The sequence below is a fragment of the Streptomyces sulphureus DSM 40104 genome (assembly GCF_000381025.1).
Lineage (GTDB): Bacteria > Actinomycetota > Actinomycetes > Streptomycetales > Streptomycetaceae > Streptomyces > Streptomyces sulphureus.
This window is the reverse complement of sequence record NZ_KB905817.1, coordinates 263,679-287,351: the sequence shown is the minus strand read 5'-3', so window position 1 is coordinate 287,351 and position 23,673 is coordinate 263,679. Positions and strand designations below refer to the sequence as shown.

General features: G+C 73.8%; 3 protein-coding genes (1 of these 3 cut by a window edge). All 3 read left to right on the top strand.

What is annotated here, in order from left to right:
- The first annotated feature begins 5 nt into the window (after positions 1-5).
- Tightly spaced (each overlapping or abutting the next), the 3 genes in view from F603_RS0116430 to F603_RS0116420 form a layout consistent with a single transcriptional unit that may run on beyond the window.
- Entirely contained in the window at positions 6-6,185 is a 6,180-nt protein-coding gene (locus F603_RS0116430; protein WP_026328472.1) for a beta-ketoacyl synthase N-terminal-like domain-containing protein, read from the top strand.
- Positions 6,182-20,023 carry an SDR family NAD(P)-dependent oxidoreductase gene (locus F603_RS0116425; protein WP_019547083.1) on the top strand — a complete coding sequence of 4,614 codons (13,842 nt, stop codon included), beginning with the start codon at positions 6,182-6,184 and terminating at the stop codon, positions 20,021-20,023. Before F603_RS0116430 ends, F603_RS0116425 begins: the two co-directional genes overlap by 4 nt.
- A protein-coding gene (locus F603_RS0116420) for a non-ribosomal peptide synthetase (RefSeq protein WP_019547082.1) crosses the window boundary here: on the top strand, positions 20,013-23,673 show its 5' portion. It continues 1,157 nt past the right edge of the window; only the first 3,661 of its 4,818 coding nucleotides appear in the window; it begins with the start codon at positions 20,013-20,015; its stop codon lies off the right edge, out of view. Before F603_RS0116425 ends, F603_RS0116420 begins: the two co-directional genes overlap by 11 nt.

Here is a 23,673-nt window from a genome sequence, read left to right as displayed (position 1 = left end):
TTCGCTTGGCGCTTCCACACCTGGCGGTGGGCGGTCTCTCGGAGAACTGGCTGTTCAAGGAGGCGGGCGACCTCCACTGGCAACTGCTCTCGGAGCACTTCGGGGTCCCGGTCGAGGAGTTGAGGGACCCGGCGGGGGACCGGGTGCTTCCCGTCTTCGTGCGGGTCAGGCTCGAGAGCGAGCAGCCTCTGAGCGTCTTCGCGGAGGGCGACGAGGTGGCGTTGACGGGCGAGTTGAGCCGGATCGACGAGCACACCTTCACGTCCGACGTCCAACTCCTCTCGGACGGGCGCCGGTTGACCGCGCGCCTGATGACCGTCCTGGTGAAGCGTGGTGCGGAGGGCTCGCTGACGCCCGTGGCCCCGCCTGCAACCGGCGGCGTCACCGGAGCGGTCGATGAGCAACTCCTGCGTTTCCAGCGCGAGTTCCACGAAGTCAGCAGGTCAGGTCCCGAGTCGGGCGGGGAAGGCGGCCTGCGCTACGAACTCAACCCGTACCACGACCTCAACGCGGCAGGACTGCTCTACTTCGCCTCCTACCCGCACATCAACGACCACTGCGAGCGGCTCGATCTGCGCGCGGCCGGCCGCGGGCCCGCAGGCGACTGGTCGAGCGCCGCCTCGACCGTCTCCCGCGACGTGTACTACCTCGGCAACTGCGGGCCCGACGACACGGTCGTCTACCGGCTCGATGCCTGCGACTTCGACGGGGACACCGCACACCTGGCCTCGACCCTCCTCCGCGAGCGCGACGGCACGCCCCTGGCCCGTATCCGTACGACAAAGCAGTTCGCCGAGCGCCCGGCATCCGTCGAACCGCCCGCGCCGGCACCGGTGGAGGGCCCGAGACCCGACCCGGCCGCGCTGCTGCCGCGGCTGCGTCCCGTGATGGCGCAGGTCCTCGACGTTCCTGCGGAGGAGCTCGGGGACGGCACCGACCTGCGCCTGCTCGGGCTCGACAGCTTCGCCCTCTCCGCCTTCGCGTCCCGCGCGACCTCCGTACTGGGCACGGAGGTCGACCCCAGCAGGCTGTTCCTGAGCTTCACCCTCGCCGACCTCGCGCGCACGGTTGCACAGGAGCCGGCCGCGACGCCGAAACCCGCGGCGCCCCTCCCGGAGCGGCGCGCTTCCGGGAGGGACGAGGAGATCGCCGTCGTGGGGATGGCCGGGCGCTTCCCCGGCGCCGACTCGGTCGGTGAGCTGTGGCGGGTCCTCTGCGAAGAGCGCGACGTCCTCAGCGAGATACCCGCCGACCGTTGGGACTGGCACGCCGGCGAGCAACCTCCGGCACGGGGCGGCTTCCTCCGCGACATCAGGCGCTTCGACCACGCCTTCTTCCGGGTCTCCCGACGTGAGGCGGCTCTGATCGACCCTCAGCAGCGGCTCTTCCTGGAGGTCGCCTGGGAGGCGTTCGAGGACGCCGGGCACGACGTGACGCGCCTGCGCGGTACCCGCACCGGAGTCTTCGCCGGGGTGTGCCACAACGATTACGCGGCGGTGCTGCGGGAGACCCGAGCGGGTGCCGAGCCGCACCGCAGCGTGGCCACCTCGCCGTCGATCGTCGCAGGCCGGGTCTCGCACGCCTTCGGCTTCCACGGCCCGAGCGTCGCGGTCGACACCCTCTGCTCCTCCTCGCTGGTCGCCGTGGACCAGGCCGTACGGGCGCTGCGCGACGGCAGTTGCGAACAGGCGCTCGTCGGCGGGGTGAACGTCATCTGCGATCCGGGGCAGTACGAGGCGTACGCGCGAGCCGGGGTGCTCAGCGACGAGGGCCGCTGCCGGACCTTCGACGCCGGTGCGGACGGTTATGCGCGGGGCGAGGGCGTGTGCGCGCTGGTGCTCAAGCCGCTCGGGCGGGCGCGTGCGGACGGTGACCGGATTCTCGCGGTCGTCAAGAGCGTGGCCACCAACCACGGTGGCGACGCCCAGTCGCTCACCGCACCGAACCCGGAGGCGCAGTCGGCACTCGTGCGGCAGGCGTACGAGCAGGCAGGCGTGGACCCGGCGACCGTGGGCTACCTGGAGGCGCACGGTACGGGGACGGTGCTCGGGGACCCGATCGAGGTGTCCGGGCTCGTCGACGCCTTCCGCCGGCTCCGCCTCGATCGGGGGCAGCCGCAGCCGGAGGCTCCGTACTGCGGGCTGGGGTCGGTGAAGACCAACATCGGGCACCTGGAGGCGGCGGCGGGGATCGCCGGGATGATCAAGGTCATGTTGGCGATGCGCCACGGTGAGCTCCCCGCCACCGCGCACTTCAGCGCCCTCAACCACCGGATAGACCTGGAGGGTTCGCCGTTCCGCGTCCAGCGCGAGCGTGCGCCGTGGCGGCGGGCGGTCGGTTCCGACGGGGCGACGGCGCCTCGCCTGGCGGGGGTCAGCTCGTTCGGCATGGGCGGGACCAACGCGCACGTGGTGCTGGAGGAGTACCGGGACGCGGCGGAGCCGGACGGGGCGACAGCGCCGGCCGGCCCCCACGTGCTGCCGCTCTCGGCGAGGACCCCCGACGCGCTCGAAGAGGCCGTCGGCGGGCTCCTGGAATTCCTCGCCGAGGAGGACCGCGGGCCGCTCGCCGACATCGCCTACACGCTCCAGGTGGGGCGCGCGGCGATGGAGGAGCGGCTCGCGGTGGTGGCGTCGACGCCCGAGGAGGTGGTGAGCGCCCTTCGCGGTCATCTCGCCGGTGAGCGGGACGAATCGGGCGTGCTGGGTTCTGGCCGTACGTCGGCAGCCGGGGAGCGGGCGCGACGCTGGGTGGCAGGCGGAGAGCCCGACTGGGAGGAGGGAGCCGGGGGCGGCGCGTACCGGCGCAGGCGGGTGCCGCTGCCGACCTACCCCTTCCGCCGCGAGCAGCACTGGGCCGCGGCGCCGGCAGCCGCGCGGGAGGACGAAGCGGCAGGCGGGCAGCCTGAGTTCCTCGTCGAGAGCTGGACGGCCGACGGCGGGCAGCGCGGAGAGGCCGCTCCCGGCAACTACCTGGTGCTCGTCAACGAGGAGTCGGAGCAGGCTGGTTGCGCGCTGTTCGGCTCCGAGCGCGACGGGCGCCGCGGCATCGTGGTGCGCGCCGCCGAACTCGCCGCGCGTCCACCGGTGTTGGACGCGCTGCTGCCGGAGGGCGAGCAGCTCGCCGGGCTCGTCGACCTCGCCGACTGGTGGCCGCAGGAGAGGCCGGGCGACGCGGCCCCGGTGCTGCGGCGGCGGGTGCGGTTGCTCCAGGAGGTGCTGGCGCGCCACCGGATGCCCTCGCTGACGTGCCTGCACGTGGTCCGCGGCCCCCTCGCCGCTGAGGCGGCGGGGCTGTACCGGATGCTCTCCGGTGAGTTCCGCACCGTGCGGAGCCGCACGGTCGACGTGGACTTCGGCCCCGACGAGCCGGAGGCGCTGGCCCCGCTCGTCGCCGACGAACTCGCGCGGGACGACCGGCAGACCCGGGTCCGCCATCGTGCGGGCCGCCGCGAGTACGCCGCGCTGCGTGCCCTGGGACCGTCCGAGCGAGCTGCCGCGGCCGCCCGGCCGAGCCCCCTCGACGAGGCGGCGGCGGGGACCGTGGTGATCACCGGCGGTACGGGCGCCATCGGTCTGCGCCTCGCCGCCGAACTGCACCGGCGGGGCGCGCCCCACCTGCTGCTCATCGGACGGAGTCGGCTGCCGGCGCGCGCGAAGTGGGCCGAGCAGGCGGCGAATCCGCGTACCGAGCCGAAGCTCGCCGCGCGGCTGCGCGCCCTCCTCGAACTGACGGAGCGCGGTGCCTCCGTCGAGGTGCGTACGCACGCGCTCAGCGACGCCGCGTCCCTCGCACGGCTGTTGGAGGCGGCACGGCAACGGCACGGGGCGCTCTCCGCCGTCTTCCACTGCGCCGGAGCGATGGACGACGCGCGCTCGCTGCTGGCGAAGACACCGGAGGGCATCCAGCGCATCCTCGACCCCAAGGTGAGGGGCGTGCGCACGTTGTGGGAGGCGCTCTCCGGGCAGCCGCCCGGCCTGCTCGTCCTCTTCTCCTCGGTCTCCGCCGCCGTTCCCCGGCTCGCCGCCGCCTACGGCGACTACGCGGCGGCCAACGCCTTCCTCGACGACTTCGCTCTCGCGCACGCCGACGGTGCGGGTACCGGCTGGACGACGCGTTCTCTCCAGTGGCCCGTGTGGGAGGGCACCGGCCTCGGCGAGGGGCGCGGAGAGGCGGCCGTCAACCTGGGCTTCGCCGGGCTCGACGGTGCCGAGGCGCTCGAACTGCTCGACGGTGCGCTCGCCGTGGCGGGGCACCGGGTGGTGCTGCCGTACCGGGGCGACGTCGCGGTGCCGCCGTCAACCTTGCGGGAGGCGCCGGTTGCCGTCGTCTCGCCTGCGGAGCAGGGAGACGCCTCCGCCCCGGCCGAGTCCGGCGCCTCGGTGGACGGTGCCGGGACGGCGCCGCCCTGGGTGACGGAGGTCCTGGCGCGCACGCTCCGGGTGCCGGCGGAGGAGCTGGCCGACACCGCTTCCCTTGCCGATCTCGGTCTCGACTCGCTGCTCCTCGCCGAACTGGTGAAGGAGTTGGAGGGGGTGCTGGGGGAGCCGGTCGACCCGGTGCTCGTCCAGGAGAACCCCACGCCCGCCGGGCTGGCGGCGGCGCTCGCCGAGCGGTCGCCCGCTGCCGTACGGCAGTTGAGCAGCGGCGGCGACCCGGGACCGCGCGCCGCGACATCGCCGGGTGCCTCGGCCGAGAGCACCGCCCCCACGCCCCTCACCGCGGGCGCACCCTGTGCGGCGGCCCCGACCGGGCCCGTGCCGGTCGCCGTGATCGGTATGGCGTGCCGGTTCCCCGGCGCCGCGGGAACGGACGCCTACTGGCGGAACCTCGTCGAGGGGCGCAGCCGGATCGCCGAAGTCCCGCCGGACCGCTGGGACGTGGGCGCGTTCTACTCCCCCGACGGCGGCCCCGGTAGAAGCGTCAGCAAGTGGGGCGGGTTCATCGAGGACGCCGCGCTCTTCGACCCCGGGTACTTCGGCTTCGACGAGCGCACCGCCCGCCACCTCGACCCGCTGGCCCGCAAGGCGCTGGAGGTGAGCGCCGAGTGCCTGCGCGATGCGGGGTACCGCGAGGACGGGCTCAAGGGGCGCGGCGTCGGCGTCTATCTGGGCACCCGTGCCGCCAACTACCGCGAGCATCTTCGGCCGTTGCCCAGGGAGGCGATCGTCGGGCTCGGGCAGAACTTCATCGCGGCGCACCTGTCGCACTTCTTCGATCTGTCGGGGCCGAACCTCGTGGTGGACAGCGCCTGCTCCTCCTCGCTGGTCACGGTGCACCTCGCCTGTCAGAGCCTCGCCGCGGGGGAGAGCGAGCTGGCGCTCGCCGGCGGCGTCGACCTGCTCCTGGACGAGGACCCCTACCTGCTGCTGAGCGAGGGGAAGGCGCTGTCCCCCACGGGAAGGTGCCACACCTTCGACGAGGCGGCCGACGGGTTCGTACCGGGCGAGGGCGCGGGGATGCTGCTCCTGAAGCGACTGGACGAGGCGGAGCGGGACGGCGACCGGGTGCTCGCCGTCATCGAGGCGGGCGCGGTCAACAACGACGGGCACACCATGGGCTACACCACACCCAGCGCACGTGCCCAGACGGAGCTGATCCACGCCGCCCTGGAGCGCGGCGGCATCGATCCGCGCACCATCGGCCATGTCGAGGCGCACGGTACCGGCACCATGGTCGGCGACCCGATCGAACTCCAGGCGCTCACCACCGCCTTCCGGCGCCGTACCGCCGACACGGAGTTCTGCGGGGTCGGGAGCGTGAAGACGAACATCGGCCATCTGCTGAGCGCCGCAGGCGTGGCCGGAGTGATCAAGACCGTGCTCGCGCTGCGGCACCAGCAGCTCCCGCCCACGCTCAACTGCGCCAGGCCGAACCCGAGGTTCGCCTTCTCCGACTCGCCCTTCTATCCGGTCACCGAGCGCCGGGATGCGGTGTTGGAGCGGGCGGCGGTCAGCTCGTTCGGGTTCGGAGGCACCAACGCGCACCTGATCCTGCGCCGTGCCCCGGACACGGCCCCCGTGGCCGACCACCGGCAGCCGTTGCCCCCTCCCGTCTACCGACGGCAGCCGTTCTGGCCGCAGCGGAAGTCCCGGCCGGCAGGACCTGACCCCGCCCGCCGGGGAGCGGCACGCGGCCGACACCGGTCGGCCCGCCTCGAATTGACCTTCCCGCCTACCGGTTGACCGTGGACGACCAGGAAGAGAACGCCGTGGAAGCGCACCGAGTCCTCCGCTGCCGAGCGACCCTCACCAGCGACAACCCCCTCGTGGACGACCACCGGGTGCACGGCGTCCGCACTCTGCCCGGAGTCACGTTCCTGGACTTCGCCTACCGGCTGCTCGACGAGCGGGGTTTCGCGCTGGACCGCGTCGGGCTGCGCAACGTCCTCTTCGTCGAACCCGTGGTCACCGACGCGGAGTGCGACCGCGAGATCGAGGTGGAGATCGAGCCGGGGCGCACTTGGCGCCGGGTACGGGCCCGCAGCAGGAAGCTGCCGCACGGGCGGCCGGCCGAGGAGGAGTGGACGTCGCACATGGAGGCCGAACTCCATGTGGACCTGCCGGTCCCGCAGCTTGCCGTCGAGCCCGTCGGGACGGGGCAGTTCACCGACGTGGAGCGCGTGTACGAGCTGGGGGCCGCGGCGGACATCAGGCACCGCTCCTTCATGACCTGTGCGGGCACCTTCCGGCACACGGCGCACGGGATGTCCGCCGAGATCGCGCTGGGCGAGGAAGCGGCGGAGAGCGGCGAAGACTTCCTGCTCCACCCTGCGCTGCTCGACGCCGCGACGATGCAGACGTACGCGCTGGCGTACTCCGGTGAGGAGGAGGACCCTCGGCCCCTGATCCCCTTCCACATCGGCGCGTTCCGGGCCACGGGTTCCCTCGGCGCCGCCTGCGGGGTGCGGCTCAGGCTGCGGGAGCCGGCGGGGGAGGGGAACGACGTCCTCCAGGTCGACATCGACCTCGTCGACGCGGAGGGCTCCCTGCTGGCCAGGTTCGAGAAGCTCGTCCTGAAGCGGATCAGGTCACGCGAGCTGATCACCCGGCTCACCCTGGGCGGGACGCGGGAGCACGCCGAAGAGTCCCTGGCCGACCGGCGACCGGCGCCCACGCCGGAGCGCCCCGGTGACGGGGACGCTCTCAGACGAGGGGTGCTCGACGCCGTAGGGGCGCTCCTCGGGCAGGACGCCGAGAGCATCGAAACCGATCGCGGCTTCTACGAGTTGGGTCTGGACTCAGCGCAACTGCTCAGCCTCGTCAGGGCGTTGGAACAGCGCTGGTCGATCGACCTCTACCCGACGCTGCTCTTCGAGCACACCACGGTGGAGAGCGTCGCCGCCTACCTCGCCGATCTGGTGCCACCGGAGGCGACACGGCCTGCGGACGTACCCGCACCGGCCGATGAGCCCCGACCGGCCGCCGCCGAGACGCTCTGCCTCACCGGGACGTGGAGCCCGGAGCCCGAGCCGGAGGCCGCCCCGGAGCGGCCGGTTCGCCGACTCCTGCTCGTCGGCGAGCCCTCCGGGACGACGGCGCACTTGGAGGAGGCGGCACGCCGACTCCCGTATCGACCGGAGACGGTGGTGGCACGCCCCGGCTCGCTGGAGGAGTACCGACTCCTCCTCGACGACCTGGCGCGCAGAGGGCAACTCCCCGACGCCGTGGTCCACTTGGGCCGCGAGCCGAGTGCCGGCCTGCCGGAGGCCGTCGAATCCGACGCCGTCTCGCTGCTGGCGCTCGCCCGCGCGCTGCTCGAACTCCCGGCGCCGATCGAGCTTCCGCTGCTCCATCTCGCCTCGCCAGGGGACGAGTCGGCGGCGACGGTGCCCGCCGCGCTCACCGGTGCGGCGCGGACGATCCGTATCGAGCAGCCGGGGGTGAGCTGCGCCGTCGTCGAGATGTTCGGGAGGTCGCCGCTCGGCGCCGGGGCGCTTTCCGCGCTGCTGCGGCGCGAGTTGACGCCGGGGGCGCCGGCGTGGGTGCGCTACCGGGACGGCCGGCGGTACGTACGCCGCTACCGGGAGGTGCCGTTCAGCGGCGCGCCCGGGTCCTCGCTGCGGGACCGCGGGGTGTACCTGATCAGCGGGGGGAACGGCGTGCTCGGCCGGTTCTTCGCCGCGCTGCTCGCCCGTGAGGCCCGGGCCCGGCTCGTCCTCTTCGGCCGCTCCGAGCTCGACGGGGAGGCCCGCGCCGAGCTGCGCGCGCTCGAAGAGCGGTACGGCGCCGAGGTCGGCTACCTGAGGGCGGACGCTGCGGACGCGGGGGACGTGGCCCGGGTGGTGCGCGAGGCTCGTGCCCGGTACGGGGAGGTCAACGGCGTCATCCACGCGGCGGGCACGCTGCGGGACGCGCTCGTGCGCCACAAGGAGGCGTCGCAGGTGCGCGAGGTCCTGGCGCCCAAGGTGCGCGGTGCCTGCCACCTCGACGAGGCCACAAGGGGCGAACTGCTCGACTTCTTCGCGCTGTTCTCCTCCGTCACCGGGACCGTGGGCAACGCGGGGCAGTCCGACTACGCGGTCGCCAACGCCTTCGTGAACGCGTACGCGCGTGCACGCGACGCCGCCGGACGCCCGGGCAGCAGCCTCGCGTTCGGGTGGCCGCTCTGGGACGGCGGCGGTATGCGTACGGACGAGTCGACCGACGCCTACTTCGGCAGGCACGGCCAGTCGCCGCTCACCGCCGAGCCGGGAGCCGCAGCGTTCCGTGCCGGACTCGGCCGCGAAGAGGCCGAGTTGGTGCTCTTCCACGGGGAACGTCCGCGCATCCTGCGCTCCTTGGACGCGACGGTCCCGGGGGCGCCCTTCGACCTGCCGCTCGCCGCGGCCGACGAGTCCTCGCCCCGACCGGCTCCGCGGGCAGGCGCGGTGGCTGCGCCCCGACCTGCCGACGGGCCGCAGCACATGAGCCGCGACATCGCCGTCATCGGCCTCGCGGGCCGCTACCCGGGCGCCCGCGACGTGGACGAGCTGTGGCGGAACCTCGCGGCCGGCCGCGACTGCGTCCGCGAGGTTCCCCAAGAGCGCTGGGCGCAGCGGGACTTCTACCACCCGGAGCCGCACGCCCCGGGGCGCTCGGTCAGCAAGTGGGGCGGCTTCCTCGACGACGCCGACCGCTTCGACCCGCACTTCTTCCAGGTCACACCGCGCGAGGCCGAGGGGATGGATCCGCAGGAACGGCTCTTCCTGGAGACGGTCTGGCACACCATGGAGGACGCCGGCTGCACCCGCGAGGGGATGGCCGGTTCGCGGGTCGGCGTCTTCGCGGGCGTGATGTTCAACCAGTACCAGATGCTGGGTCTGGAGGCGCCCGAGCGGCTGCCCGTGCTGCCGGGCTCCTTCTCCTCGTCGGTGGCGAACCGGGTCTCCTACTTCTTCGACTTCACGGGTCCCAGCCTCGCCGTCGACACGATGTGCTCCTCTTCGCTCGTGGCGCTCCACCTCGCCTGCCAGAGCCTGCTCGCGGGGGAGTGCGAGCTCGCGTTCGCCGGCGGCGTCAACGTCGCGGCGCACCCGTACAAGTACCTCTACCTCAGCCAGGCAGGCTTCCTCTCCGGCGACGGGCGCTGCCGCAGCTTCGGCTCGGGAGGGGACGGCTACGTGCCGGGCGAGGGCGTGGGCGCCGTGCTGCTCAAGCCCCTTGAGCGGGCGCTCGCCGACGGTGATCCGGTGCACGGCGTCGTCAAGGGAAGCGCCGTCAACCACGGCGGGAGGTCGGGAGGTTTCTTCGTACCGCGCCCCGACGCGCAGACCGGTCTCCTCCGGTCCGCACTGGAGCGCTCCGGCGTCGACCCCGCCACGATCGGCTACCTGGAGGCCCACGGGACGGGGACGGCGCTCGGCGATCCGATCGAGATGGCCGCGCTCGAACGGGTCTTCGGAGCGAGGGAAGCCGGCCGGGAAGCGGTGCCGATCGGCTCGGTGAAGTCGAACCTGGGCCACCTCGAACCGGCCGCCGGGATCGCCGGCCTGACCAAGGTGCTGTTGCAGATGCGGCACCGGACCCTGGCGCCCTCCCTCCACGCGGAGGAGGTCAACCCGGCCGTCGACTGGGACACGGCGCCGTTCCGGGTGCAGCAGGCCGCGGCGCCCTGGGCGCGGAGCGTCGCGCCGGAGGGGAGGCCGGTCCCCAGGCGCGCAGGGGTGAGCGCCTTCGGAGCGGGCGGAGCCAATGGCCACGTGGTCCTCGAGGAGGCGCCCGAGATGCCGGCGCACGAGGACGCGGGGACGCCGCAACTCGTCGTGCTGTCGGCGAAGAAGGAGGAGAACCTGCGGCAGCTCGCCGAGCGGTACGTGGAGTTCCTCGACGCGCGGCGCTCTCCCGTCCTTTGGGGCGCCGGGGCTCCGGGCGACGCCGAACTGCTGCGGATCGCAACCGAGTTGTCCGGCCTGACGGGAGAGACGCCGGGTGCCGGGGCCGCGCTTGACGAGTGGGGGCTGGACACGGCCGACCTGCGCCGCTTCGAGCAGCAGCTCGCCGAGCGGCTGCCCGACTCCCGTCCCGCGCCCCGCCTCGCCCTCGACTCCACCCTGGCGCAGATCGCCGAGCACCTCTCCGCCACCGCCCGGCCGGACGGCGCCGACGCGAGTGCTGGACCCTCCCTCGCCGAGCTCGCCCACACCGCGCAGACGGGGCGGGAGGCCATGCCGGAACGCCTGGCCGTGGTCGTCTCCGATGTGGGGGAACTGCGGGAGGTGCTGCGGGATTTCACGGCCCACGGCACCGACGGGCGCGTGCACCGCGGCTCCGTGGCCCCCGGAGCGAAGGCGGGGAACGCCGACGAAGGCGCCGTACGGGAAGCCCTGGCCCGCCGCGACCTCGCCGCGCTCGCCCGGCTCTGGGTGACCGGCGTACCGGTGGAGTGGCGGGAGTTGTGGCGCGGGAGCGCGCCGAGGAGGGTCGCGCTGCCCTTGTACCCCTTCACCAGGCGCCGTTGCTGGGTCGGGAGCGAGAGCCCCGAGCCGTCCCCGGCCGAGCCCGAGGCTCCCTCGGGCCCCGAGTTCACCTACGCGCCCGTCTGGGAGCCGGCTGCCGCCCCCGCCGCGTCGGGTGGCTCCACCGGGTCGGTGCTCATCGTGTACGCGGCAGCCGCCCGTGGCCTCGCCGAGGCGCTCGCCCGGCGTCACCCGCACCAGCGCGTGGTGCGGGCCGAACTGGCCGGCCGCACCGAGCGGATCGGTGAGGGCCACTGGCTGGTCGACGCCGCCGACCCGCAGGGACCTGCCGTGCTGCGCGAGGAGTTGGCCGAGCTCAGCACCGTCCACTTCCTCGGCGGTCTCCACGACGGTACGGCGACGGAGGCGCTGTCCGCGCTGGAGCGCGCCGAGGAGGCGGGAGTGCGGGCGCTCTTCCGTACCGCCGCCCGGTTGGCCGTCCCGCTCGCCGGCGCGGGCCCGCTCCGCTGGACGATCGTCACCAACGACGTGTGGCCGGTGGCGGGTTCGCCGGTCACCAACCCGGGCGCCGGGGGCCTCGCCGGCATGGCGCGGGTGTTGGAGAGCGAGCACCCGCAGTGGTCGGTACCCGTCGTCGACCTCGCTGGCAGCGGAGGCGCGTCCTGGGGAGACGTGGCCGACCGCCTTCTCGCGGAACCGCCCGCGCGCGGCGCGCGGGTGGCGTACCGCGGGGGCGTCAGGTACGAGCAGACGCTGCGCGCCGTCACCCTCCCCGCGCCGGCGGACGGTGGGATACGCACAGGCGGCACCTACGTGATCATCGGCGGCGCCGGCGGCATCGGTGCGCGGATCGCGGGGTTCCTCGCCGGCGAGCATGCCGCTCGGGTCGCGCTCGTCGGGCGGAGTCCGCTCGACGAGGAGCGCGAACGGCGGATCGCCGCGGCCGATCCGGACGGTGCGCATCTCGCCTACTTCCAGGCGGACGCCGCGCAGGAGGCGGAGCTTCGCGACGTCCTCGCCCGGGTGCGCGAGCGGTTCGGAGAGGTGCACGGCGTGATCCAGGCTGCCCTGGTGAACACCGGCGGCCTCGTCCGCAACCTGGCGGATTCCGACATGCTGGCGGGGTTGGCCGCCAAGTCCCGGGCGACGGTCGCCCTCGCCGAGGTCTTCCGGGACGAACCCCTCGACTTCCTGGCGCTGTTCTCCTCCGCGCAGGCCTTCCTCGGCGATCCCGGGCTCGCCCACTACGCCGCCGGGTCCACGTTCCAGGACTCCTACGCCCACGCCCTGGACGCGCACACGCCCTTCCCCGTTCGCGCGATCGACTGGGGCTATTGGGGCACGGTCGGCGCGGTCGCCGGCGAGGCCGAGGGGAGGCGGCTCCTCGACGCCGGGTTCCGCTCGATCGCTCCGCGCGAGGGATGGCGGACCCTGCTGCGCGCCCTCGCCGGCGACCAGCCGCAGGTGCTGGCGCTCCCGGCGGAGGAACGGCTGCTGCGGCGGCTGAACTTGGCGTCCCCCTCCCCCTCCCCGTCCCCGTCCGCGGACCGGGAGGCGGCCGCCGACCCGGACGGCATGGCGGAGAGCTTCGTACCGGACGAGGCGGGCGCGGCGTCGATCGCCGCATTCCACGCGCTCGACGCCCGGATGACCGAGGCCGCCGTCGGCTGGCTGCTGCGGCTCCTCGACGGGATGGGCGCCTGGCACGGGCCGGAGGACGCGGCGGACGCGGCGACGATCGCCGGCCGGATCGGCGTCGTGCCCCGCTACGAGCGGCTGTTGGCGAAGGTGCTCGACATCCTCCATGAGGCCGGACTCCTCCGTGCCATGGCCGGACGCTACGCCCCCGCACCCGGGGCGCTCGTCCGCTGCCGCGAAGAGGACCATGCGGCGCGGCTGGACGCGCTCGCCGACGAACGGGCCGACCTCGCCGTCTTCGTACGGCTGCTCTCGATGTGCCTGCACCGCTACCCCGAACTGCTGCGCGGCGAGGTACTCGCCACCGACCTGCTCTTCCCCGGCTCGGGCACCTCCCTCATGGAGGGCCTCTACAAGGGCAATCCGATCAGCGACGTCTACAACGACGCGTTGGAGCGCTGCCTGCTCTCCGCCGTGCGGGAGCGGCTCTCCACGGCGGGGAGCGAGGAGCGGGTCAGGATACTGGAGATCGGCTCCGGGACCGGCGGCACCACGGCCGGCCTGCTGCGGCAACTGGCCCCGTACGGCGAGCGGTTGGAGTACACGTACACCGACCTGTCGGCGGCGTTCCTCGAACACGGCAGGCGCGCATACGGTTCCGCCCACCCCTTTCTGCGGTTCAAGCGGCTCGACATCGACCGGGAGCCCGAGGCGCAGGGCTTCGCACCCGGCTCCTACGACTTCGTGGTCGCGGCGAACGTGCTGCACGCGACCCGCGACATCCACCGCACCCTCGCCCACACCAGGACGGCCCTGCGCCCGGGCGGCATGCTCTTCCTCAACGAACTCACCTCCGTGACCGTGCAGTCCACCGTCGTCTACGGGCTGCTCGACGGCTGGTGGCAGCACGACGACCCGGCACGCCGGTTGCCCGGCTCCCCGCTGCTCGATGCGGCAGGCTGGCGGGACGCAGCCGCCCTGTGCGGCTTCGAGGGCTTCGCCGCGCTGCCGGACGCCCGCCGGACGTCGGAGAACTTCCAGCACGTGCTCGTCGCCCAGCGCGGCGCCTCGGCCGAGGCGCCTCCGGCGGCTCCCCCGATCGAGCCCGTACGGGCGGCGGCCGCGGAGGTGCCCGACGACGGGTCGCTGCGCGCCGACGTCCAGGGCGACCTGCTCAGGCTCACCTCCGACGCGTCCGGGACCGCCGTCGAGGACCTCGACACCGAGCAGGACCTCGGCGCCTTCGGCTTCGACTCGGTGAGTTACAGCCTGCTGGCCCGGCGGCTCAACGAGGAGTTCGGGTTCGACCTCAGTCCGACCGTCTTCTACGAGACGCCGAGCTTGCGCGCGCTCGTCGACAAGCTCGTCGCGGACCACCCCGTCCTGCTGCGCGAAAGGTACGGCGGCACCCGACCGGCGGGCCCCGGTGGGGAGTCGGAGGTGACCGGGGAGCCGGACCGGCCGGACGGCGGGCTCCCGCACACACCGCCGGAACCCGCGCCTGCCGCGCCCGCGGCGGCATCCGGTGCGGACGAGCCCGTCGCCATCGTGGGTATGGCAGGGAGGCTGCCGGGCGGTGCCGATCCGGAGGCGTTCTGGCGGCGTCTGGAGGCCGGCGACGATCTCGTCACAGAGGTTCCCCCGGACCGGGAAGCGCTGCGATCGCCCGACCGGAGGGGCGCGTTCATCGAGGACGTCGACCTGTTCGATCCACTCTTCTTCGGGATCTCGCCGCGCGAGGCCGAGGGGATGGACCCGCAGCAGCGGCTCTTCCTTCAGACGGTCTGGACGGGCCTGGAGGACGCCGGCATCGCTCCGGGCACGCTCGCCGGCTCGGACACCGCGCTCTTCGTCGGTGCGGGCTCCCACGACTACGAGGAGTTGCAGACGGCGGCCGGCGTGCCGGCCGACGCCTACGCGGCGACGGCCAACACCCACTCGATCCTCGCCAACCGCATCTCGTACTGTCTCGACCTGCGCGGCCCCAGCGAGCCGGTGAACACCGGGTGCTCCAGCTCCTTGGTGGCCCTGCACCGGGCTGCCGAGGCGATACGAAACGGCAGCAGCTCCGTCGCCGTCGCGGGCGGCGTCAACCTGCTCCTCTCCCCGCGGAACTACGAACTCCTCGAGCGCACCGGGATGTTGAGCCCACGGGGGCGGTGCCGGACCTTCGACAGCGGGGCCGACGGGTTCGTACGCGGCGAGGGCGTGGGGCTCGTCGTCCTGATGAGCCGGAGCAGGGCGGAGGCGGGCGGCCACCGGGTCCGCGGCTGGCTGCGCGGCGGCGCCGTGAGCCACGGAGGCCGGGCGCGGTCGCTGACGGCACCCAACCCCGTGGGTCAGGCCGAGATGCTCGTGCAGGCGTATCGCCGCGCCGGTGTCGACCCGGCCTCCGTCGGTTGCGTGGAGACGCACGGTACGGGGACGCAACTCGGCGACCCGGTCGAGATCGACGCGTTGAAGAGCGCGTTCGCGCGGCTCTTCGCCGACCGGGGCGAGGCCGTGCCCGAGGACGGGCGTATCGCGCTGGGCGCGGTGAAGACCAACATCGGCCACCTGGAGTCGGCCGCGGGCATCGCCGGCGTCCTCAAGATGCTGCTGGCGATGGAACACGGCGTGCTGCCGCCCTCCCTCCACCTGCGGCAGGCCAACCCGTACCTGCGGTTGGAGGGCAGCCCGTTCCGACTCGTCACGGGGGCGACCCCGTGGCAGCGCCGGCGCGACGAGCGGGGGCGGGAGCTTCCGCTGCGGGCCGGGGTCAGCTCCTTCGGCTACGGCGGTGTCAACGCGCACGTGGTGCTGGAGGAGGCCGTCCCGCCGGCCGTCGGAGGGGAGCGCCGACCGGCCCCGGACGAGCAGGTGTTCGTCCTCTCCGCGCGGACTCCGAGCGCACTGCGTGCCTACGCCGCCGCGTTGGAGGCGGAGGTGACGGGCTGGCCGGCCGCCGCCCTCAGCGAGAGGTGGGCCGATCTTGCGTACACCCTCCAAGTGGGCAGGGACGCCATGGAGTTCCGGCTGGCCGTGGTGACCTCGGACCCCGCCGAGCTCACCTCCGCGCTCGCGGCCCACGCACGCGGTGCGGACGCCCCCGGGCTGTTCACCGGCCCTGCCGGGAGCGGTGGCGCGGCGCGGCAGGCGCGCGGCAGTCGGGCGGCTGCCGCGCGCTGGGTCGGCGGCGGTGCCGTGGACTTCGCGGAGCTGCGCGACGGCTCGCGGGCCCGGCTGCTGTCCTTGCCTACCTATCCCTTCGAGGAGGTGCGCTGCTGGTTCGGGGCACCGGTTCCGGGGAGGGATGCGGCGGACACCGAGCGGAGCGCGGAACCGGCCGACGACCTGCTCTACGTGCCGGGTTGGGAGGAGGTTCCGCTGCCCGACGGCCCGCGGGACGCGGTGGGCCCGGTGTGGCTCGTCCACACCGAGGACGCGGCCGCGCTCGCCGACACGTTGGCCGAGCGGCTCTCCGACCGCACCGTCGTCCGCATCAGGCCCGACCGCCCGCACGACCTCGGCGCCGCGGCGCAGGCCGCACCGGCCGCCGTCCACTTCCTCGCCGGGGTCGGACGGCCCGGCGCCGGGCACCTCGGCTCGCTGGACGCACAGGAGGAGACCGGGGTCCTCGCCCTGTTCGGGTTGGTCCGCGGGCTCCTGGCGCGGCCGGCGTCGGCCGGCACCGACATGACCGTGGTGACCACCGACGCCTGCACGGTCGACGGCAGCCCCGTCCGTACGCCGAGCGGCGCCGAGTTGTGGGGCTTCGCCAGGTCGCTGGGGCGCGAGTGCCCGTCCTGGCGCATCGCCCTCCTCGACCTCGCCTTCGAGGAGGTCGCCCGCGATCCGGCGGCCGCCGCCGAGCTGGTGCTCGGCGCGACCGGGCTGCCGGACGCCCGCCTCGCCGTACGCCAAGGCCGGTGCTACCGGCCCGTGTTGCATCCCGCGCCCGAACTGCCCGCCGGGCGGCGCGAGGAGAGGCTGCGTCCCGGCGGCGTCTACCTGATCCTCGGCGGCGCCGGCGACATCGGTTCGGACCTCGCGGCGCATCTCGTCGCGGAGTACGGGGCGCGGGTCGGCCTCCTCGGCAGGTCGCCCCTGGACGAGCGGCTCAAGGAGCGCCTCGCGGAGGTCGACCCGGACGGGACCCACGCCGTCTACGTGCGCGCCGACGCGAGCGATCCCGCGCAACTGCGGCGGGCCGCGGAGACCGTGGCCGAGCGGTTCGGACCGGTCAACGGCGTGGTGCACGCGGCCAACGTGCTGCGGGACGGCGCGCTCCACTCCGTGAGCGAGGACCGCTTCCGTGCGGGTCTGCGGTCCAAGACGGCGACCACGGCCGCCGTCGCCGAGGTCTTCGGTGCGGAGCCGCTGGACTTCCTGCTGCTCTTCTCCTCGGTGCAGTCCTTCCTCGGCAACCCGGGGCAGAGCGGGTACGCGGCCGGCTGTGCGTTCCAGGACGCCTGCGCGCACGCCCTCGATGCCCGACTGCCCTACCCCGTACGCGTCGTGGACTGGGGCGCATGGGAGACGTCCCGCCTCGCCGAGTCCCACGGGGAGCGGCTGCGGGAAGCGGGGGTGGCGCCGATCCCGCCTCGGGCGGGTCTGCGCGCTCTGACCGAAGTGCTCGGCAGCGAAGAGGTGCAGGTGGCTGTGGTCGGTGGAACTGAACGGTTTCTCGCGGAGATCGGCGTGCGGAAGAAAGCGGCGGCGCAGCAACCCGAGCCGCCTGCCGCAACGGACCGCGGCCGGAGCGCAGAGACGGACCTGCGCGCCGCTCTCCTCACGGACGTGCACCAGTTGGTCTGCGAGGCGGCGAAGGTGCCCCGGGACGCGCTCTCGCCCGGCGCCGAACTGGTGCGCTTCGGCTTCGACTCGATCGCCTACACGCGACTGAGCCAATCCTTCAACGAGTTTTTCGGCCTGGAGGTGACGCCCGCCTTCTTCTTCGGCGTCTCCACCACCCTCGACCTCGTCGAGAAGACGGCAGACAGCCACCCGGAGCGTCTGCGGGCCCACTACGCAGGCCAGGCACCTCCGACCGAGCCCGCACCCCGCGAGCCCGCACCCCGCCCGGCGCAGGTGCCGTCAGCGGGGCCACCGCCCGCCGTTCCCCTCGACGACGAGGAGGACGCGGTCGCCGTGGTCGGCATGGCGGGGAAGCTGCCTGGCTCCGACGACTTGGCGGAATTCTGGGCGCACCTGGCGGACGGCGACGACCTCGTCACCGAGGTGCCGGGCGACCGCTGGGACTGGCGGGGCCTCTACGGCGACCCGGAACCCGGCGAGTTCCGCACCCTCGTCAAGTGGGGCGGATTCATGCGCCGCGTCGACGAGTTCGACCCGCTCTTCTTCGGGATATCCCCGACCGAGGCCGAGGCGATGGACCCGCAGCACCGGTTGGTGCTGGAAGCGGTGTGGGGATGCATCGAGGACGCCGGCATCGCGCCGAGCGCCCTCGCGAGGACCGCGACGGGGGTCTTCGTGGGAGCCAGCTCCTACGACTACTTCGAGCTCCAGCACGCGCTCGGCACACCGCTCGACGGCTACAACTCGGTCGGCCGCTCGCACGCGATCATGGCCAACCGGGTGTCCTACCTCCTCGACCTGCACGGGCCGAGCGAGGCCGTCGACACCGCCTGCTCCTCCTCGCTCGTTGCGGTGGACCGCGCCGTCTGGATGATCAGGCGGGGCGAGTGCGTCGCCGCCCTCGCGGGCGGGGTCAACGTCGTCGCCTCGCCCACGCTGCACGTGGACACCGGGCACGCGGGGATGCTCAGCACAGGGGACGGCCGGTGCAAGACCTTCGACGCCCGGGCCGACGGCTACGTGAGGTCCGAGGGCGTGGGCATGGTGCTGCTCAAGCGGCTCTCGGCTGCGGTGGCCGACGGGGACGTCATCCACGGCGTCATCCGCGGGAGCGCCGTCAACCACGGCGGGCGCGGCAACTCCCTCACCGCGCCCAGCCCGCAGGCCCAGGCCGCCGCGGTCCTCAAGGCGTACCGGCAGGCCGGCGTGGACCCGCGCACGGTCACCTTCGTCGAGACGCACGGCACCGGTACCTCGCTCGGCGACCCGGTGGAGATCGACGGCCTCAGGGCGGCGTTCGAAGAGCTGTACCGCGAGTGGGGCGTGAGTGAACCGCCCGAGGCGCACTGCGCGTTGGGCGCGGTCAAGAGCAACGTCGGTCACCTGGAGGCCGGCGCGGGGCTCGCCGGGCTGCTGAAGACGCTGCTGGCGATGGAGCACGGCGTGCTGCCGAAGAACCTGCACCTCGAGGAGGTCAACCCGCACCTCAAGCTCGCCGGCAGCCCCTTCCACCTCCTCCGCGAGCGGCAGGAGTGGCACAGGCCGCCGGACCCTGCGGGGGGCGAGGCGCCACGGCGCGGAGGGGTCAGCTCCTTCGGCCTCGGCGGCGTCAACGCGCACGTGCTCGTCGAGGAGTTCAGGGACGCCAGCGAACGGAAGCCGGACGCGCGTGCCCACGTCTTCGTCCTCTCGGCGGCGGACGAGGAGCGGCTGCGCGCCTACGCCACCCGGCTCGCGGAGTGGCTCGACGGGCCGCCGGCACACGCGACTCCGGCCGCCGTGGCGCGCACCCTGCAAGCCGGCAGGGACCCGATGGACGTGCGACTGGCGGTGGTTGCCGAGGGACTGGACGAGCTGCGGGGCAAGCTCCTCGCCTGGACGGGCGGCGAGAGCGCCGTGCCGAAGCTCGTCAGCGGCGACGTCCGCCTCTCCGGCGCGGACTCCGCGCTGCTGCTGGAGGGAGAGGAGGGCCGCGCGTACCTGCGGCTCGTCGTCGAGGGCGGCAAGTGGGAGAAGCTCGCCCGCCTTTGGGCTGCCGGCGCCCCCGTCGACTGGGAGCTGCTGTGGCCCGGCGGCGCGCCGCGGCGCCTTTCGCTCCCCACCTATCCCTTCGCCAGGGAGCGGTACTGGCTCAGGCCGGGTGAGCAGTTCGAGGGGTACGGCGAGTACGGAGCGCACGGGGAGTACGGCGACGAAGCGGCGAGCTCGGCGGACACGGAGGCGACCGGCGCGCCGCCGACGGAGCCGACCCTCCCGGAACCGACCCCCGCCGCGCCGTTGCCCCCATCTGCGGCCGTCGAGCGGAACGGGGCAACCCCCGACGCGCCGTTGGAACAGGTCATCGCCGAACTGCTCGGCAAGCACCTGGGCATCGACGCCGCGGCGCTCGACGTCGCTCGGGACCTCGCGGACTACGGCGTCGACTCCCTCGGGCTGCGTCGGCTTTCCAGGGCGCTCGGCGCCCGGTACGGCATCAGCGTCCCCGCGAGGTTCTTCTCCCCCGAGGGCAGCATCGCCGACTTCTCCCGCAGCCTGCGGGAGAAGTTCCCCGACCGGCTCGACCGTCCCGCGGGGGCGGCCGAGGAGCAGGAGGGCGGCATCGGCTCGGTCCTCCAACTGCTCTCTTCCGGGCGGTTGGGAGTCGAGGACGCGGTCACGCGGTTGGGAAGGAGCGGCCCGGATGGGCGATGAGTTGAGGGACCTCCTCCAGGCGGTCGCGACGGGCGCGCTCGCGGAGGACCGCGCCCTGCCGCTGCTGCGCGGCCTGTTGGAGCCCCGAACACCCGCACCGTCCGGAGCGCCCGGGGTGCCGGCACTCGAGCCTTCCCCCCAGAACGGAGCCGAGCCGCACCCGTTCGACGAGCAGGCCGAGGCGCGGTACCCGCTCAGCCGCGGCCAGGCAGCGCTGTGGGCGATCCAGCAGGACGCCCCCGGCTCGACCGCGTACAACCTCCCGCTCGCCCTGCGGCTGCGGCCGGATGCCGACCCGGTCGTCCTGCGGCGTGCGCTGGCGGCGGTGGTACGGCAGCACCCCGCCCTGCGGATCAAAGTCGTGGCGGGGGAGGGAGGACCGGAACAGGTCGTCACCGACCGCCCGTGCACACTCGCCGAATTGGACTTCGCCCATCTCACCGAGGGCGAGGCGCGGGAGCGGGTGCGGCGGCTCATCCACACGCCGTTCGACGTGGAGCACGACCCGCTCCACCGTGCCTACTTCGTCCGCGGACCGTGGTCGGGGCCGGTGCTGCTGCTCGTCTTCCACCACCTCGTCACCGACGGCGTCTCCAGCCACCTGCTGCTGCGCGCACTCGTCGCCGAGTACGAGAGCCGTGCGACGGGTGGCGACCCGGTGCGTCCCGAACCGTCCGTCCCCTACAGCGTGTTCGTACGGCGGCAGCGGGAGCTGCTCGCCGGTCCCGAGGCGGCGGAGGACAAGGCGTACTGGACGCGCAGGCTGCGGGGCGCGTCGAGCGGAGCCGTCCTCGACCGGCTCGCCGACCGCCACGGGACGCAGCCGTCGCGACCGCCGGGAGCGAGCGTGCAGTTGGGACTCGCCCGCCCCGAATGGGAGGCGGTCCGCGAGGCGGCGAGGCGGCTGCGGCTGACGCCGTTCACGGTGGCCCACGCCGCCTTCGTCTGGCTGCTCCACCGCTACAGCGGCGCGGACGACATCTGCGTGACGGTCCCGACCGACGGCCGCCACGAGCAGCGGTTCGACCGCACCGTCGGGTACCTGATCAACCCCGTGGTGCTCCGCACCGCCTGCACCCCGCGGATGACGGTCCGCGAACTGTGCACCGCGGTGCACGAGGAGCTGCTCGACGCCGAGGACCACAGCCGGTACCCGTTCGCCGAGGTCGTCGGCGACCTGCGGCGGGAGGGCGGGGGCCGGGCCGAGTTCGACATCGGCTTCTACCTGCAGCAGGGCGTCGGCAGGGACCTGGACATGGCGGCGGGCCAGACGCTCATCGAGGACGCCCTGGACTTCACGCAGGAAGGCGAGTCGGACCTCGTCCTGGAGGTCGTGGTCCGCGACGGCGGCGGGGCGCTGGTGTACGCCAAGTACGACCCCGCCCGCTTCGAGCGGTCCACCGTCGAGCGCTTCGCCGAGCACTACCGCGCACTCCTCGCGCGGATGGCCCAGGACACCGAGGGCGTGCTCGGCGCCGTCGAACTCGCCGACCCGCGCGAGCGGCAGCTCCTGCGCGAGGTGAACTCCACCGAGGCCGAGTACCCCTGCCATGCGACGGCCGCCGAGCTCGTCCTCGCGCAGGCCGAACGCACCCCGGAGTCCACGGCGTTGGTGGATGCGGAGCAGAGCCTGAGCTACCGCCAACTCGCCGACCGGGTCCGCCTCCTCGCCGCCGTGCTGCGCGAGCGCGGGGTGCGGGACGGGGCGCTCGTCGGTGTGTTGGCCGACCGCCGGGCCGAACTGGTCGTCACCTTGCTGGCGGTGGGCTGCGCCGGCGGTGCCTATGTGCCCCTCGACGCGCAGTTTCCCGCGGAGCGCCTGGAGTTCATCGCCTCGGACGCCGGGCTCACCGCCCTCGTCGCCGACACGGCGTGCGCACCCGCGCTCCCCTCGGCCGCGGTCGAGGTGCTGCTCCTCGACGACGTCGACTGGAACGACGCGGCGGCGCCCCGCCTCGACCCGGTGGACCCCGCCCCCGGCGGCTTCAACGACCGCACGGCTTACGTGCTCTACACCTCGGGCTCCACCGGCGTGCCGAAGGGGGTGCGGATCAGCCACGGCAACCTCGCCAACTTCCTCGCCTCGATGCGGGAGCGGCCGGGGTGCGCCGAGGGGGACCGGCTGCTCGCCGTCACCACCGTCGGCTTCGACATCGCGGGGCTCGAACTGCTGCTGCCGCTCACCTGCGGAGCCACCGTCGAGATCGCCCCGAGCGAGGTCGTCCAGGATGGGTTCGCGCTCAGGGAGCGGTTGGAGAGCTCCGCGCCGACGCTGGTGCAGGCGACCCCTGCAACGTGGCAGATGCTGCTCGCGGCCGGCTGGACGGGGCGGCTTCTGGGGAAGATCCTCTGCGGTGGCGAGGCGCTGCCGCCCGCGCTCGCGGAGAAGCTGCTCAACCGGGCCGACGAGGTCTGGAACATGTACGGACCGACCGAGACGACGATCTGGTCCTCCGTCGCCCGAGTGCTGCCGCACCGCTCCACCGGTGTCGGCACCCCCGTCGCCAACACCCGCATCCACGTTCTCGACGAAGAGCGGAGGCCGGTCCCCTTCGGCGTCACCGGCGAGGTGCACATCGCCGGGCACGGGGTCGCCCTCGGCTACCACGGCAGGCCCGAACTGACGGCGGAGAAGTTCCCCGACGGCGCCTTCCTCGGCGAACCCGGGCGACTCTTCAGGACCGGGGACGCCGGGCGGCACCTGCCCGACGGCAGCCTGGAAATCCTCGGCCGCCTCGACCGGCAGGTCAAACTCCGCGGCTACCGCATCGAACCAGGCGAGATCGAGGCCGCGTTGAGCCGCAGCGACCTCGTGGAGGAGGCGCGGGTGCTGCTGCGCGAGGACACGCCGGGCCACTCGGCGCTCGTCGGCTTCGTGCGCGTACCGGCGACGGCGGACGCGGGGGCCGCCACCCGCATCCTGGAGGAGTCGGCGGCGTGGCTGCCCGGTTACATGGTCCCCGCCCGCCTGGTCTTCCTCAGGGACTTCCCGCAGACGCCGAACGCGAAGGTCGACACCGGGCCGCTGGAGCGTCTCGGGCTCGACGAGATCGCGCGCACGTACGGGCATCCCGTCGGCGCCGAGCACCCCGCCGCGGACGACGACACCGCGCAACCGCCCGCGCACACGGCCTTGTCGGGCCCGCTCGCCGAGGAACTACTCGGCTGGGTCGCCGAGTTGGCGCAGCTCCCCGCAGAGGAGGTCTCCCCGCGGCGCCCGCTGGGCGACTTCGGTTTCGACTCGATCCGCTTCACCCGGCTCAGCGCCGTACTCCGCGACCGGTTGGACCTGGCGGTGGCGCCGACGGTCTTCTACGGGCATCCCACGGTCGAGGCGCTCGCCGAGCATCTCCTCGACCGGTTCCCCGAGCAACTCGCCGCCCGTTACGGCGCGTCGACGGAGCCCGCGGCGCCCGCGACCGCCGGGAGGGCCACGGTCCGCGAGAGCGCCGCGCCCGTCCGCCCGGCGGAGCTCGGGGCTGCCAACGGCTACCCGCCGGTGGCGATCACGGGTATCGGCGCGCGGTTGCCGCGGTCCGAGACGCTGGAGGAGTTCTGGTCGCACCTCGCCGCGGGGCGCGACCTCGTGACGCCGTACCCGCAGGAGCGCGGTTTCGCGCGCGCGCTCTTCGACCGCCACGGCGGCGGCG